The following is a 16,594-nucleotide window of genomic DNA, read 5'->3' on the forward strand; positions in this document are numbered from 1 at the left end:
GATTTGAAACAGAATAACTTAAATTGGTATAGGCTCTACTGCTACTTTTCCGATTGGCCTGCGCCAAAGTTTGAAAAGCAGAATAATAAAAATGGGCAAAAAACAAATCACCGACATCACCAGATAAATATCCTTATATGCCAGTAATATTGCCGCTTGTGCTGTTTGATTAGAAAGACTTTTTTCGGCTTTTTTCTGTGCTTCGGAATCAGATAATCCCATAAACAAAAAGTTTCTTTTGTAATTGATGAGCTGATTTTGTGCCTGCTTATTGGTTTCTGTCAATTGCTGACTCAGGCCTGTTTTATGCTGCACATTCATATTTCCAATGAATGTTCCCAGAATAGCACTTCCTAAAAGCGATGCAAAAACGGCCTGAGCAATAATCCCGCTCATCATACGGGATGCACTTAATTTAGGTGGAACTCCCTCTGAAATATAAAGCAGGGAAACCGGAAAAAGAAACCCCATTCCGAGTCCTTTAAAAACCAATGGCAAAAAGAAATCTGATGAAGCTATTCCGGGATAAAATCTTAAAAAAAGTATATTATGATACAATCCATAACACGCAAAGCCGATAATCCAGATGGTTGCCAAATAGATTCGCTTGTACAAAAGATAAGTGGATAGCGGAATCGAAATACATAAACCAAGTAATATGGCGAGATGTGTTTGCGCTCCCAAAACCGAATCGAAACCTAAGACATTAGTCATATAACCTGTAACGATACTGCCTGTTCCGTTCATCACACCAATATAAAACATCAAAAAAGCACCAATCACCACATTTTTATACCGATATACATCCGGATCAATTATGGGTTCTTCTGTAAATCGGGTATGAAGCAGATAAACACCAACTATTATAAACAAAAAAGCAACTGCCAATCCTATTTTGGAATCACTGAACCAATTTCTCGTTTGTCCTTCAGCACATAAAAAAAGAATCAACATGAAAAACAAAATCATAATGATCCAGCCTCTCCAGTCAAACTGAAATTTAGTTTTCATTGGGGCCACATCGGCTTTATAAAAATACCAGGCCAATAGAATACAAATCAAAAAATTGACATTCAGGAAATAAATTCCGAATGTCCAGTTATGCAAACTGGTAAAATGTGCTCCGAAATATTGATACAGATGCTGACTTCCTTTCTGGATAAACTGCAGGATTCCGTATAACAAAGCCATATTAAAAACGGGATTATATTTTAATAAAATAGGTACCATTGAAGCAAATATTCCGATAACAGAAATAATAGCCATAAACGAACGGCAAAATGTAAACCACTCAATTGTGGTTGCAAATAATGATGCGGTATTGAAAATAATAGATAAAAAAGCAGCCGATAAAATCATTGTACGCACTTTAATCTGTTTACCCAATTTTAATCCTAAAGGCATAAAAGCCAACATCGAAAAAACAGGAATATAAACAGAATAGGTAAAAACGGTAGTCGAAGCCCCAAAATGCCCCAGAATTTGTGAGTTATCATAAGTCGTGACGTTCAGTCCGTTAAAAAAAGGAATGGTAAGGATGTATAATCCTATAAGAGTAAAAACACTTCCTTTTTTTCCTGCGATCATCTTTTACTTTTTTACATCAACGGTTGCATTCATTCCGGGTTTTACTTCTTCCAAATCTTTGGCTGCAGCTTCAAATTCAATTCTAACCGGAATGCGTTGCGTTATTTTTACAAAATTTCCTGTTGAATTATCAGGTTCGACCATCGAAAATTTAGCGCCCGTAGCCGGAGAGAAACCAATCACTTTTCCTTTAAATTCTTTTCCATCAAGAGCATCTATGGTTATGGTAACTTGTTGTCCCTGTTTTATTTTTCCGATTTGTGTTTCTTTAAAATTAGCCGAAACCCATAATTTTTGATTTAATACAATAGTGGCTACCGTCTGATTGGCGTTGATTAGTTCTCCGATAGAAAGATTGCGCTCGCCTACAAATCCATCAGATGGCGCAATGATATTCGTGTATGACAATTGCAATTTGGCAGCATCAAGATCTGCCTTTTTTCTGGCTACAGTGGCGCTTGCCGCTTCCAGATTGATGTTACTTTGTTTGGTTATAGAGCCGCTTGCTTCTACTCCTTTCCGGCTTGCTTTTACATACGCTTCTTCCGATTTCAATTTTGAAATTACCTGATCGTACTGATTTCGGGTCACGGCTGAGTCAGCATACATATTTTTAAAACGCTGATAATCTTTCTGTGCTTTTTCAAGACTTGCCAAATCACCGGCCAACTTTTCCTGTCCGGAAGCCTGATTAGAGGCCGAAGTTGTTATATTTTGCTGTAAAGAATGCAGGTTTCCTTCCGCTATAGCCAAATCAGCTTCAGCCTGTTTAACTTTAATAATGTATTCCGAATCATCCAAAATCACCAAAGTATCACCTTTGTGAACATATTGATTGGCTTCAAACCTAATTTCTTTAATATGACCAGTTGCTCTTGCCGCAATGCTGTTAATATAGGCCTCAACCTGAGCATTATTTGTAGTTTCATAATTACTGAAATCAAAGAATAAACTTAAAATCCATAAAGCGCCGGCAATTAAAAAAACAAAAGATAAAACCGTTAAAACCGTATTTCGCTTTTTGTCTTTTTTCTGAATTGCTTCATTTGGTGCATTTTCTTCACTCATAATAGGATATCTTAAAGTTTACCCATAGCATATTGCAGGGAATAATATTGAATAATTAAATCTAAATTGGCGTTTACCAGTGAAATTCGGGAGTTATTTAATTGTAATTCAGCATCTACTATTTCGCTGATTAAGGCAAAATCGTTATCATACCTGCTTTTTACAATTTTATAATTGCTCATCGACAACTCCACATCTTTTTTGTAGGTTTTGATGTTTTCTTTGCTTTCAGCATATCTGACATAGGCGTTTTTTACCTCTGTACTAATTTGATCTTTTGTTATTTCCAGAGCAATATTACTCTTATCAATCTCCAATTTATCACCTGATATTCGATGCTTCAAAGTATAAAAACTCGAAACATCCCAACTTAAAGAAAGACCAGCAGCCCAATAATTGAGAATATTGACATAGCTCGGCCATTGCGCCGGATATTCGGTATTTAAAATAAGATTGGCATTAATGTTTGGTCGGAATCCGCTTCTTGTGAGACTCAAAGAAGATTCGGAGATTTTGATTCCTATTTCGGCACGTTTTATTTCTTCCCTGTTTTGGAATGCATCTGCCAGGCTTTGCTGAAGATCTATATTTTCTGTCGGAAGCATGCTTTCTGCTACTTCCGGTTTCAAAATTGTATTCGTCGGGAATCCAATTAAAATATCCAGATAATTACTAATCAATTCAATAGTATTGGTACTTCTAAAAACCGAAATCTTAAAATTAGATTGTTGCAATTCGGTTCTCAGTAAATCACTTTTTAAATTCTGACCATTATTGACACGTGATTTTAACTGGCTAATTCGAAGATCTGTATTTATAATATTTTGTTTGGTAACCTCAATTTGGCGGTATAATTTTTCAAGCGTAAAATATTGTTCAGTAATTGCGTTTTTTACTTCTGCCTCCGTCATTTTAACCACGGATTCCTGCATCTGACTAAGTAGTTCTTGTTGCTTGATTCTATTATTAATTGAACCTCCGCTGTAAATTGGAACCGACGAAACAACATTGGCAAATCCCATATGATTAAAATAATCAACAGTAATATTGCTTTCGTAAAATCCTTCGTATAATTTAGGATCACCTATATATGTATAACCTGCACTTAGTCCCACTCGTGGCATTTTAGCAATCTTTGCCTGATCAACGTTTTCTTTAGCAATCGCTAAATTAGTGTTGGCTATTTTAAGTTGTTTGTTATTTTGAATACCTAACAATATGGCTTCGTCGAATTTTAGTGGTTTTGCAATAACAAGACTATCTTGCTGTGCAAAACTTAGGCTGGTACGAGAACATACCAACACAAAAAACAGATATTTTAAGCCTAAATTTTTTAATTGCCGATACTTCATTCGATTTAATTCGTTTAATTTTTTTATATGACATCGGTAAATGCAAACAGTTTATTTTAAACAACTTCAATTAAATATTAGGCGTAGACAATAAATTGAAATAAATTCAATTTAACATGGTTAACTATCTCTCTATCAAAAGTATCGATTTATTTTGATAACTCAAATCGTATGTTAAATTTATTTAAATAATTCAACAAATTCTTAAAATATTATAATTGAATTAGAGAATGTTGTTTTTTAATATCAGTGGATTTACAACAAAATACCATTTTGTGCCAAAATAGGTTTTGGAATGTCTCCATCTCCAATCATTTCTTTCAGGTCAATTTCAATAGACCGACAAATAGAGAGCATCGGAATATCATTTCCTAATCCGCCAAATGGGTTTTCAGAATAGTCACCAACAAGCTCCATAATAAGAAAAATCCAGGAAATAATTGTTACTGTCGGAATAAACAACCACGTTTCGTAAGGTCCCATTTTATCGAATTGGGCTATCAAACCAAACGGCAATAAAATAATAAAAATTAATACAAATAAAATACTGGTATAAGCGTACAAACGTGGTAAAGGAAATTTTTTAATTCTTTCAGCTTTACCCTGCTCATCGTATAAATTGTTTAGGAGTGTTTGCAATTGTGCATGATAAAAATCGTTGATAACACCATTTTTTCTCAGCTTCATTAAATCTTGAGATTGAAGATCAATAATATGTGTTGCCATAGTAGAAAATTTAGTCAATTCTTCATATTCATCAATACCAAGATGCTTCTCTAAAATTTCTTTTGTAAAATTATCTTCAAGTATTCCAATACCAATTTTTTCCATTTTTTTTCGGTTTCTTCTGGCAACATGAGTTCCTAAACTTACATGTTCCCAAGAAGTTGGTATTAGTAACTGATCGCGCAAGGCATATACATACGCAATATTCCTATAAATCAGCTTTTTAGTGATCGTGTCTATTTCTTCGTCTGTAAGTTTTTGGAGAGAGTCGTGATTTTTGATATAACCTCTAGTCGTGGAACCCCACATTCGACTAATATTTAGAATTGCACCCCATATTTTTCTGGCTTCCCATATTCTATCATAAGACTGATTATTTTTAAAACCAATATAAAAAGATACAGCAGTACCAATAACTCCGACACTAACCCACGGAATTGCAATCCATTTAAAATCCAGAAATTTATAAACACATAAAACCAGAAACGACCAAACAATTATCCATAATACATAACCTCCGCTGAATCTTGCTATTGATTTATAGCTGAAACTATTATTTACAAACATAATGAGCTGATTTTATATTCATTAAAGCAAAAACCGTATATATTATAAAGATAAAAATAAGCTAAATACAAAAATTATTTTATGTTAAAAAAATGACTTGCCTAATTCAGTTAAAAAGAGTTTTTTCTTGCTTAATATTAATATTATATAAAATCCAGTCTTAAATTGTGTAACTATGAGAGCTGTTTTTTTGTATAATTTTAGAAAATGAAGTATCAACATATTTTGGTAATAGATGATGATCCTGAAGATATAGAAATATTTTCAGAGGCTATTAATTCCTTTAATGAAAATATTACTATTACATCCTCTACTGATGCTTTCATTGCCTTAGAAGATCTAAAAAAAGCAGAAAATTTACCCGATATTATTTTCCTTGACTTGCAGATGCCTCGCTTGACCGGTAAGGATTTTTTAGAAAAATTGAACGAAGATAGCAAGCTGCAAAATATTCCCGTTGTTGTATTATCAGGACAATCTGATGCTATTGCAAAAGATATGTATCAAAAAATTGGTGTCAGAAATTATATTTGCAAACCAAACAGTTACAAAGAACTAATTGAAGAGCTTCGTGAGATACTTCAATCTTAAAAATTGTCAACAATAATTTTACCGGAATTTCCAATTAGTAAAAATACTGCCGAAGCTAAACTGGCATAAAAAAATAGTGTCGCAAAAACCACGACAGTACTTCATTACATTGTTATGCAGAAGACTACGCTAGAACAATACACTTTTACCAAATAACTAATAATCAAGTATTTATAATTATTTTAAATAAACTAAAAAGCTATATATCGCTATCAGTCCCAAAACGATTACGATATGACACTAAAAAGAATTCCTGAAAAATTAAACCTTTTTGAAATTCAGTTATCTTAAGAGTAAATTAAGATTGATTTTCTTCTCCAAATAAATTGTCTTACTAATATTTATTTTTACATTTGCCTTATTTTTATTTATTCTAAATAGGTTGCTTTAAAAAGCCATTTTTCGAATGAACAAGAGACATAACCAAACTATTTTAAAAATTGTAAATTTCTAAATATGAAAAAGAAACTTTTCATTTCAATTGCGTTAGTTGCTACCTTATTTTCTAATGCTCAGCAAAAGAATACATTATTAGAAGCAGCCTTCTGGAAAACTGCTCCTAATGTAGAAACTGTAAAAGCCGAAATAGCAAAAGGAAACAACCCATCTCAGGCCAATCCGAATGCATTTGATGTTACTGTTCTTGCCATTAATAACGATGCACCAAATGAAACGATAAAGTTCCTGCTTGACCAACCAGGTAACCCGGTTACCAAATCAACTCACGACAATCGTATTTACCTGCATTGGGCAGCCTACAAAGGAAATGTAGAAATGGTAGAATATCTTATTAAGAAAGGTTCAGATATTAATCTTGAAGACAGCCACCGTGCAACGCCAGCTGATTTTGCTGCGACCAGCGGCCAAATTAATCCAGCTTTATACGAGGCCTTTTTTAAAGCAGGATTAAATCCGACGAAAAAATATAATGAGGGTGCCAACTTATTATTACTTAGTATTGCGTTTGATAAAAACCTGACTCTTGCGGAATATTTCACAACAAAAGGAATGTCTCTTAAAGATGTCGATAACAACGGAAATACGGCTTTTAATTATGCTGCAAGAGTTGGAAATATTGAATTACTGAAAAAGATAGCTGCTAAAGGAATTAAGTATAATGACAATGCCCTGTTTTTTGCTGCACAAGGAAATCGTAGAGAAACTACATCATTAGAAGCATATAAATATTTGGTAGAAGAATTAAAACTAAAACCAACTGCTGTAAACAAATCAGAAGAAAATATCCTTCACTTATTAGCAGCTAAACCAAATCAGTCTGAAATTGTTAAATATTTCTTAGGCAAAGGTGTGGATGCTAATAAAGTTGATAAAGATGGAAATACACCTCTTATCAAAGCTGCTGCATCAAGAGAAACTACTGTTTTGGAACAATTATTAGCGGTTACAAAAAATGTAAATGCGAAAAACGCAAAAGGAGAATCAGCTTTGACAATCGCCGTAAAATCAGGAACTACTGAGAATGCTGCGCTTCTTTTAAACAAAGGTGCCGATGTAAACGTTACCGATAAAGACGGCAATAATTTGGGCGTATACCTAGTTCAATCGTATCGTCCTGAAGCATCAAAAGGACCAGATCCTTTAGAAGCAAAAATAAAATTACTACAAGACAAAGGCTTAAATCTTGCTGCTGCTCAAAAAGATGGCAGTACTTTGTATCACTTAGCGGTCGTAAAAAATGAGCTTACTTTGTTAAAAAAATTAGCTGTTTTAAACATCGACGTAAATACAAAAAACAAAGATGGTATGACGGCTTTGCATAAAGCTGCCATGATCTCTAAAAACGATGAAATCCTGAAATACCTGATTTCAATTGGTGCCAAAAAAGACATTAAAACTGAGTTTGACGAAAGTGCTTACGCTCTTGCCAAAGAAAACGAGTCTTTAACAAAACAAAACGTTTCAATTGACTTTTTAAAATAGGTATATAGTAAGATGTGAGATGTGAAATGTTAGAAGTAAATCTATTTTCACATTTCACATTTCACAATTCACAATTCACAATTATAAAAAAATGAAATCAATCTTCAAAATAGCCTTAACTGCTTCATTAATCACTCTACTTTCTTTTCAATCTGTTGCGCAAAGTAAATACAAATGTATGCTTCAAATGGCGAATTATATGGGAGAAGGCGCTTATATCGTTGTTTCTCTTATCAATCCAAAAGGGGAATACGAAAAAACACTTTATGTAATGGGCGATGATAAAAAATGGTACACTTCATTAAAAGAATGGAATAAATTTCAAACTAAGAAACATGAAGATATCAGCGCTATTAGCGGGGCATCCGTTACTGGGGGCGATCGTAGTATCACTACATTTGAAATTGACGATTCTAAATTGAATAAAGGCTATAAATTAAGATTTGAATCTGCCGTCGAGGATCAAAAGTACTATACAACTGATGCTGAAATTCCGCTTACTACGGCAGGTCTTGCTGATAAAACAGAAGGAAAAGGGTACATCAGATACGTAAGATTAAACAAAATTTAATAATAGAAATCTAAGCTTTGTCAAAGTTTAAAACTTTGACAAAGCTCTAAGTACAGTCGATTACCTTTAGCTTAAACTCAATGACTCTTTCTTTTTGGCGTTCCTCTCACCTGGCTCTGGCTTTGGTTTCTTCTTTATTTTTGATAGTAGCATCTGTAACAGGTATTATCCTGGCTGTTGATGCTGTACAGGAAAAAACACTTCCGTATAAAGTTGAAAATTTTGATAAAATAACGCTGGGACAAACGCTTCCTGTGTTAAAAAAGAACTATTCTGAAATGACCGAATTAACTGTTGATTACAATCAGTTTGTAACGCTTCAGGCTATTGATCAGGACGGAAATGACATCAACGCTTATATTGATGTCAAAACAGGAAAAAAGTTAGGAACTCCGGTTAAAAAGAGTGAATTTATTCAGTGGATAACCAGCTTTCATCGCTCTTTGTTTTTGCACGAAGCGGGTCGTTTTTTTGTGGGTGTTATTTCCTTTTTATTATTCTTAATTGCGATTTCAGGATTCGTTCTGGTTTTAAAAAGACAAAAAGGGATTCGTAACTTCTTTTCAAAAGTCATAAAAGAATATTTTGCGCAATATTATCATGTTGTTTTAGGGCGATTGGCTTTAATTCCGATTCTGATTATTGCATTTACAGGAACGTATTTATCGTTGGAGAGGTTTAACTTTTTCATGGATAAAAAAGAGCAAAAAGAAAAAACAGAAACCATTGCGCCTGCCAAAAAAGGTGCGATTGTCAATATTTTCAAGACTACGCTTTTGGCTGATGTAAAGAAAATCGAATTTCCTTTTACAGATGATCCTGAAGAATATTATATCATAGAATTAAAAGACCGCGAAATTGAAGTCAATCAGGTTACGGGTGAAGTGATTAGCGAAAAACGTTCGCCAATAACGGCTCAATTTGCTGATTTGAGTTTAGATCTTCATACCGGAAGAATAAACGCTATTTGGGCTTTAGTTCTCGCTATTGCTGCTGCAAATATTCTCTTTTTTATCTATTCCGGTTTTGCGATGACTTTGAAAAGAAGGTCAAGCCGAATTAAAAATAAATTCAAAGCCAGCGAAAGTAAATACATTTTATTGGCAGGTTCTGAAAATGGAAGTTCATTGCGATTCGCCAATGCGATTCAGAAACAATTGAATGCTGCGGGTGAAAAAGCTTTTTTAACCGAATTGAATAGTTACACTGTTTTTCCAAAAGCAGAACATATTATAGTTTTCTCTTCCACACACGGATTGGGCGATGCGCCCTCCAACGGAAAAAAATTCATATCCCTTTTAAAGAAACACAGTCAACAGCAAAAAATCAAATTTTCCGTCGTTGGATTTGGTTCTACGGCTTATCCTGATTTTTGTGGTTTTGCCCGTGAAATTGATGCACTTTTAGAAGAGCAAAACTGGACAGAACGTCTTTTAGCATTGCAGACTGTCAATGATAAATCGGCGGTAGAATTTGTGGAGTGGATTAAATTATGGAGTGTTAAAACCGGGATACCATTGTCCACAACGCCTTCCTTATACAATCATGTGCCAAAAGGCTTGCAGAAATTAATGGTTTTAGATAAAACCGCTATTTCTGAAACGGAACATACTTTTATCATTACGCTGCGTGCCAATATAAGAGCCAAATTTCAATCCGGTGACTTACTGGCTATTTATCCGGCAAATGATACAAGGGAGCGCCTCTACTCTATCGGAAATCATTCCGGTAACATTCAATTGGTTGTCAAACTGCATCCTAACGGGCTCGGTTCCGGCTTCTTGAATAATTTGGCACCCGGCAATGTCCTCAAAGCAAGAATCATTAACAACCATGCTTTTCATTTGCCTAAAAAAGCTTCAAAAGTGGCTTTTATCTCCAACGGAACCGGAATTGCGCCTTTCCTTGGCATGATCGAACAAAACAAGAAAAAGACAGAAATCCATTTATATTGCGGTTTCAGAATGGAAACAGAAACGGTTTCAGGTTATAAAACCTTCGCTTCAGAAATGATACAAAAGCAACATTTGCAAAGTTTTCATTTGGCTTTATCCCGTGAAGAAAATCATTTTTATGTGATGGATCTGATTAAACGCGATGCTGAATTCTTTATTGATTTGCTGGATAACAATGGCGTAATCATGATTTGCGGTTCACTGGCCATGCAAAAAGATGTGGAATCGACGCTTGCTTCTTTATTAGTTGAGAAAAATAAACAACTGGGTGATTATAAAAACAATGGTCAATTATTGACGGATTGTTATTAAATTTAAACACATAGAAACATAGATCTTGCAGCCGCTAAAAAAAGACATTTCATTGATTTGAAAACACATAGTTCAAGAATATCAAGAAGTTAACAACATCTTTTCCAGATTTGGTATAATATCTTCATCATTTAAAATTCTATGCGAGTTCTCAGTAGGATATTTAATGAAAATATTAAAAGATATTTTATTAGCTAGTTCATGATTTTTATTTTCTCCTCTGTAAAGCACTTTCATAATTTCAAATATTGTATCATTGGAAATTGCTTCATATTGCTTAAGCATTGCATTTGAATCGTTATTACGATGCAGTCTAAGCATATCATCTGTTCGTTTTAGTTTGTCTAATAAATTAATTAGATATGTTATATCTTGCTTTTCCATATTATATCACAATTTCTAAAAACCCTTTTTTTGTATTTGTTTTAAAATCTTTTGAAAAGTCCGTCAACCAATTTGCATAATCACTTCTATAATAAAAATTCTTTTTATGGTTATTTGGGTAAACAACAATTATATAGGCATCAATATTGTATTCGGCCTTCGAATTGGGATAAAAAAATTTATTTAATTCATTTTCATACTTTTCAAAATCATCATAATCTATGAATGTAAGAATATCGATATCCTCGGGAGCGTTCTTCTTAGTTACATAGGAGCCATCAACCCATTGCTTAATATCTTTACCAATTATGTTTTTTAGTTCATTCGAATAATTTAAATATAGATTGTAAATATCTTCTCGAATATTATTAATTTTAAAAGTTTGCTCTAATTCAGAAAGGGTTGAAGAAATATTTCTATCCGGAGTTAGATAGCCGTTAGTATCAAATTGTAACATATGAGAAAATTATAATCCCAAATATAGTGAAAATTATTTCAAGCTAACAACGGTTTTGTGAGATTTGGTTTTTGGTTTAATTTAAACATAGTCTTATATTTGAGAAAATTTGTGATTAACCGAAAAACAAATCTTAATTAGTACCAAACCACGCAAAACCAGAAAAGTTAAAAACTAGTTTCTTTCAATTTCCTTTTTTTAAGTATAAAAACGTATCCCGAAGCTTCGTGACTATGTGTTAAAAAAAATCAGAGAAACATACCCACACCTCTACAAGTTAGAATTATACAAACATTTATAAAGAATTATATGCTGCATAAATACAAATCCCCTTTCCATTCAGTACTGTTTATTTTGGTATTTGTATGTACTTTTAATGCTGAAGCTCAAACACTCCGAAAAAGAACAACGATGCTTATGGGAGGCCGGTTTGATATTTCGATTGTAGCGCAAGATTCCATAACAGCAGAAAATTCAATTGATGAAATTATTTCTGAAATCACCAGAATTGAAAATTTAATTTCAGATTGGAAACCCACTTCACAAGTTTCAGAAGTCAATCAGAATGCGGGAATTCGTCCTGTAAAAGTCGACAAAGAAGTTTTTGAACTAACGCAAAGAGCACTTCATTTTTCTGAAATTACCAACGGTGCTTTCGATATCAGTTTTGCAGCCATGGACCGAATCTGGAAATTTGATGGCTCGATGACCGAGATGCCTTCGGCGGAAGCCATAAAAAAATCGGTAGAGAAAGTCGGTTACAAAAACATCATTTTGGATAGCGCGCAATCGACTATTTTCCTAAAATTAAAGGGAATGAAAATTGGTTTTGGCGCTTTAGGCGAAGGATATGCTACCAACAAATGCAAGGATTTAATGTTCGCAAAAGGCATAAAAGCAGGAATCGTAAACGCCACTGGTGATATGACCGTTTGGGGAAAACAACCCAATGGCAAAGACTGGAACATCGGAATGACAAATCCTTTTCAGACCGATAAAGTTTTTGCTGTAGTTCCGTTGCACGATGGCGCCGTAACAACTTCAGGGAGCTACGAAAAATTTGTGGTTTTAGAGGGCAAAAGGTATTCGCATATTATAAATCCAACAACTGGATATCCCTCTACCGGGCTTTGCAGCGTTTCTGTTTTTGGTCCCAATGCCGAAACAGCCAATGGTTTTAGTACTTCGATCATGGTTTTAGGAAAAGAAGCCGGAATCAGCCTCATCAATAAATATCCGGAATACCGCTGGATTTTGATTACAGATAAAGGGAAAATTATTAAATCGAAGAATTTTAATAAGACGAGATTTCATTTGAAAAATTAGGTTGTTTTTAAACACATATAAACATAGATTTTGTAGCCGCTTAAAAAGGCATTTAATTGACATAAAAATGTTATCGTGCCTCTAGTTGTTTGCAACTTATGAAACTGAGCATATTCGGCTAAATGAAAATAGAAATTAACAATAATTCCACTAAAAATGCAAATAATTAGAGACTTGTGTTATCTTCCATTTTTTGTCGGTTCATTTTAGCTCGAATATTTTAAAGCATTGCGCTAGGTAGATTTTTTGTTACCTTTGCAATTCTTAATAAAAAAGATATGAACAGAAAGAGTTGTCTTCCTCCCCCAAGGTTTTAATATTTTCTAGAAATTTAAAAAAGTATGGCTTAGATATTTTTATCTATTGAATTGCTATGCTTAAAATTCTAAATTAAATATTAATATTAAAAATCTTGTCCTGAAAAGGATTGGTAGATAATTTTTTATGAAAAAATCATATTTATTATTACACTTTGCTGTGATACTTGCCGGTTTTACTGGCGTTTTTGGAAAACTAATTTCCCTTAATGAGGGATTATTAACTTGGTATAGAGTATTATTTTCGTATGTTATTTTATTCCTGATTCTAAAACTTTTTAAAATAGCTGACAGAACTACTTTAAAAGAAAAATTTGATATTGCTAAAATAGGCTTGCTAATTACCATACATTGGTTTTTTTTCTACGCAAGCATTAAGTACTCAAACATTTCTATCGGTGTTGTTTGTTATTGTTTGACAAGTTTTTTTACTGCTTTTTTCAAACCTTTGATTGATAGAACAAAGTTTAAATTTTCTGAATTATTGTTAAGCGCATTGACGTTATTAGGTATCAGTCTGATTTTTCATTTTGACGCTTCTTATCAATTAGCCATTGTTTTGGGTTTTATTTCATCAGCTTTTGCTGCACTTTATACAATTTTTAATGAACGGCTGGTTAAAACTTACGACAGTAAAATAATTAATTATTATCAGATGTTTGGCGGAACTATTGGGCTGGGCGCTTTGCTCCCTTTCTATTTACTTCTTTTTCCTGCGGAAAGCTTTGTTCCAAATTTAAAAGATACTTTTTATCTGATTTTATTATCGCTTTTCTGTACAGTTGGCTTGTATGTTTCTTTTGCTGAAGTGTTGAAAAAGATACCTGCTTTTACTGTTAATCTTAGCTTCAATCTCGAACCTATTTATGCCATTATATTGGCATTTATATTTTTTGATGAAAGTAAGGAAGTAAATACTTCTTTTTATGTGGGTTTGTTCTTTGTAATGATTTCTGTTCTTTTACAGACGATTATTTCTTTAAAGAAAAGTAAATAATAAAAACTATTTTACACAAAGGCACAAGTGTTTATCATTCTGTGCCTTTCTGTTTTTCAATAGTATAAGTTTGTCTTGATTTCTAAAAAACACTAATTTTTTCATACTTTTATCAAAACATCCTGATTTAGTATGACAACAGATATTCTGGAAGTAAATGATTTTATTGTTTTAATTGAGCAGTCTTATGCAACAAAAACGGTAGTCCAAAAATGTGAAATCGACGGCGACTCTATTGGTTTTGCTTTTTACGGTTCTGGCAATGTCGAATTGGAAATCAAACATAACAATCAAACGAAATATTTGACGAATACTACCGGTTTGGCAATTTGTTTTTTTGGAAATCAGAAAGTGGAATTCGCCCACAAAATTGAACATGATAAACCTTTGCAATCAATCAGCATCTTTGCTAAACTTAAATATCTTAATACATTACCTCCGGCTGAAAAAGAGATTTTTGAAAATTATCTTCCGGATTTACTGAACCCAAAAGAACATTTTGTTAAAGGTCCGGCATTTTATATGACGCTTGATATGCAATTAGCAGTTCAGAAAATCTTCAACACTTCCTATACCGGCACTACCCGACTATTGTTTTTAAAAAGTCAGGTGAATGAACTTTTAGCTCATTTTTATGCCTTGCTCACCACAGATAAAAAAGCAGATTTGTCTGAATACGATAAAAACAAGTTGTTTCATGCCAAGGAAATTGTAACCACTCATTATTCAAAACCACCGTCGATTACCGAATTATCCAAAATGGTTGGACTCAACAGTAATAAACTCAAAAAGAACTTTAAAGAACTTTTCGGAATCCCGGTTTTCAAATACATTCAGGAAGAAAGACTGCATAAAGCCTATGAATTGCTTCGCGATAGTGAAAAAACCGTACAGGAATCGGCTTGGGAAGTCGGTTATGAAAGTTTGAGTTCTTTCTCGAATGCTTTTTATACTAAATTCGGTACAAGACCAAATGATGTCAAACAACAATTCTTTTCAAACAAATCATAATTCTTTTCAGACAAATGATTTCATTCTAATCTAACCAATTTTGTATCAGTAATCACTTAAAAACGATATTGATATGAAAACTACAAAAATTTTAGTTCTGGGTGCCAATGGTAAAACAGGACGCAGAGTATGGGAAAGATTAGAAAATAATCCAGATGTTGAAGTTCGCGCAGGTTCACGAAATGCTGCAATTCCGTTTGACTGGGAAAAACCAGAAACCTGGCAAGCGGCACTTAAGGATATAGATACCGTTTATATTAGTTATCAACCTGATTTGGCTATTCCTTCAGCAACAACTGCTATTCAGCTTTTTAGTGGCTTAGCTACGCAAATGGGCGTTCAAAAAATGGTTTTACTTTCCGGAAGAGGCGAAAAAGAAGCTCAGATTTGTGAAGAAATCGTGCAAACCAACGCCAAAAACTGGACGATTGTACGAGCAAGCTGGTTCAACCAAAACTTTAGCGAAAGCTTCTTTCTGGAGCCAATACTAGCCGGTTACGTTGCACTTCCAAGAGCCGAAGCACTCGAGCCTTTTACAGATGCCGATGATATTGCTGATGTTGTTGTAGCTTCACTTTTGGAGGAGAAACACAACGGACAAACTTATGAACTTACCGGACCAAGATTATTAACTTTCAAGGAAGTTATTGCCGAAATTGCCAAAGCTACAGATCGAGATATCACTTTTCAATCTTTGAGTTTAGAAGAATATATTCAGATGTTGCGAGAATATAAGGTTCCTGAAGATCATATCTGGCTGGTGAATTATCTTTTTGAACAGGTTTTGGATGGCAGGAATTCATCCGTTACCTCAGATATCGAAAAAGTTTTGGGCAGAAAAGCCAAAGATTTCTCCGCTTATGCTTTAGAAACAGCTAAAACCGGAGTTTGGAATCAGACTGTGCCTCAAAACTAAATCGAAATGGTTTATTTGAGAGGAATAGTTTCAGGATTATTCGTTTGGTCTTGTGTTAGTATATCTTTCTATCTTTTGGAACATATTCCTGTCATCAAAGATTCTTTTGTCGTGCAGGCTTTCATTGTCATGATCTGCATTTCATTCTATGCTTTTTTGGGCGCTCAATTTTATTATAAAAACGGACATCAAACAAACGGAATGATAGTTGGACTTATAATGTCCGGAACGGCTTTGTTATTGGATATTTTTATAACCATTCCTTTTGTAGAAATACCAAACGGAAGAAGTTATCAGAGCTTTTTCAGTAGTCCGGTTTTGTGGATTTTAGTACTGATAACCTTTTTACTGTTTATTTTTATTGGAGGAAAAAGATTAAACCCAACTGAAACAAGATACGCCAGATCTAATAGAATCTGGCGTATTTTTTTATATAAAATCCAGAGTGACAATACAGCTAAAAAATCAAAGAGCTTTTAACCGGAGATTTGGATCTTGTATTTTTAATTTTATTAA

15 protein-coding genes are annotated in these 16,594 nt (G+C 33.6%); 9 read left to right on the forward strand and 6 right to left on the reverse strand.

What is annotated here, in order from left to right:
- Positions 1-18: 18 nt before the first annotated feature.
- From IHE43_RS16065 to IHE43_RS16080, 4 genes are all read right to left on the reverse strand, one after another.
- On the reverse strand, positions 19-1,587 hold the full coding sequence (locus IHE43_RS16065; protein WP_192184838.1) for an MFS transporter: 1,569 nt from the start codon (positions 1,585-1,587) through the stop codon (positions 19-21).
- 3 nt (positions 1,588-1,590) lie between these two features.
- Positions 1,591-2,655, reverse strand: coding sequence for an HlyD family secretion protein (locus IHE43_RS16070; protein WP_192184839.1), 1,065 nt, complete (start codon positions 2,653-2,655; stop codon positions 1,591-1,593).
- Between the two features lie 11 nt (positions 2,656-2,666).
- The gene (locus IHE43_RS16075) at positions 2,667-4,007 is read right to left on the reverse strand and encodes a TolC family protein (protein WP_192184840.1); all 1,341 of its coding nucleotides are present in this window, start codon (positions 4,005-4,007) and stop codon (positions 2,667-2,669) included.
- Positions 4,008-4,262: 255 nt separating this feature from the next.
- Positions 4,263-5,300, reverse strand: coding sequence for a bestrophin family protein (locus IHE43_RS16080; RefSeq protein ID WP_192184841.1), 1,038 nt, complete (start codon positions 5,298-5,300; stop codon positions 4,263-4,265).
- A gap of 207 nt (positions 5,301-5,507) precedes the next feature.
- On the opposite strand from IHE43_RS16080, the gene IHE43_RS16085 reads away from it, so the two are divergent.
- The 4 genes from IHE43_RS16085 to IHE43_RS16100 all read left to right on the forward strand — a co-directional run bounded on the left by IHE43_RS16085 (position 5,508) and on the right by IHE43_RS16100 (position 10,670).
- Entirely contained in the window at positions 5,508-5,891 is a 384-nt protein-coding gene (locus IHE43_RS16085) for a response regulator (protein ID WP_192184842.1), read from the forward strand.
- Positions 5,892-6,347: 456 nt separating this feature from the next.
- Positions 6,348-7,832 (forward strand): ankyrin repeat domain-containing protein, encoded by a 1,485-nt coding sequence (locus IHE43_RS16090; protein ID WP_192184843.1) that lies wholly within the window; start codon positions 6,348-6,350, stop codon positions 7,830-7,832.
- A gap of 91 nt (positions 7,833-7,923) precedes the next feature.
- Entirely contained in the window at positions 7,924-8,403 is a 480-nt protein-coding gene (locus IHE43_RS16095; RefSeq protein WP_192184844.1) for a DUF2271 domain-containing protein, read from the forward strand.
- 80 nt (positions 8,404-8,483) lie between these two features.
- Positions 8,484-10,670 (forward strand): PepSY domain-containing protein, encoded by a 2,187-nt coding sequence (locus IHE43_RS16100; protein ID WP_192184845.1) that lies wholly within the window; start codon positions 8,484-8,486, stop codon positions 10,668-10,670.
- A gap of 81 nt (positions 10,671-10,751) precedes the next feature.
- Here the strand turns inward: IHE43_RS16100 and IHE43_RS16105 are convergent, their stop codons facing one another.
- Together IHE43_RS16105 and IHE43_RS16110 are read right to left on the reverse strand one after the other, a co-directional pair.
- Positions 10,752-11,054, reverse strand: a complete 303-nt coding sequence (locus IHE43_RS16105) for a hypothetical protein (protein WP_192184846.1) — start codon at positions 11,052-11,054, stop codon at positions 10,752-10,754.
- A gap of 1 nt (position 11,055) precedes the next feature.
- Positions 11,056-11,511 (reverse strand): hypothetical protein, encoded by a 456-nt coding sequence (locus tag IHE43_RS16110; protein WP_192184847.1) that lies wholly within the window; start codon positions 11,509-11,511, stop codon positions 11,056-11,058.
- A gap of 309 nt (positions 11,512-11,820) precedes the next feature.
- Here IHE43_RS16110 and IHE43_RS16115 point away from each other — a divergent pair, with 309 nt between their 5' ends.
- From IHE43_RS16115 to IHE43_RS16135, 5 genes are all read left to right on the forward strand, one after another.
- On the forward strand, positions 11,821-12,837 hold the full coding sequence (locus tag IHE43_RS16115) for an FAD:protein FMN transferase (protein ID WP_192184848.1): 1,017 nt from the start codon (positions 11,821-11,823) through the stop codon (positions 12,835-12,837).
- A 444-nt stretch (positions 12,838-13,281) separates the two neighbouring features.
- On the forward strand, positions 13,282-14,151 hold the full coding sequence (locus tag IHE43_RS16120; RefSeq protein ID WP_192184849.1) for a DMT family transporter: 870 nt from the start codon (positions 13,282-13,284) through the stop codon (positions 14,149-14,151).
- Positions 14,152-14,283: 132 nt separating this feature from the next.
- A complete protein-coding gene (locus tag IHE43_RS16125; protein WP_192184850.1) occupies positions 14,284-15,162 on the forward strand; it encodes an AraC family transcriptional regulator in 879 nt (292 codons plus the stop codon).
- Between the two features lie 73 nt (positions 15,163-15,235).
- A complete protein-coding gene (locus IHE43_RS16130; protein ID WP_192184851.1) occupies positions 15,236-16,078 on the forward strand; it encodes an NAD(P)H-binding protein in 843 nt (280 codons plus the stop codon).
- Positions 16,079-16,084: 6 nt separating this feature from the next.
- Positions 16,085-16,558: a DUF5367 family protein gene (locus IHE43_RS16135; protein ID WP_192184852.1), complete on the forward strand. Its 474-nt coding sequence runs from the start codon at positions 16,085-16,087 to the stop codon at positions 16,556-16,558.
- Positions 16,559-16,594 lie beyond the last annotated feature (36 nt).

The sequence above is a fragment of the Flavobacterium sp. MDT1-60 genome (assembly GCF_014844035.1).
In the GTDB taxonomy this organism is placed as follows: domain Bacteria; phylum Bacteroidota; class Bacteroidia; order Flavobacteriales; family Flavobacteriaceae; genus Flavobacterium.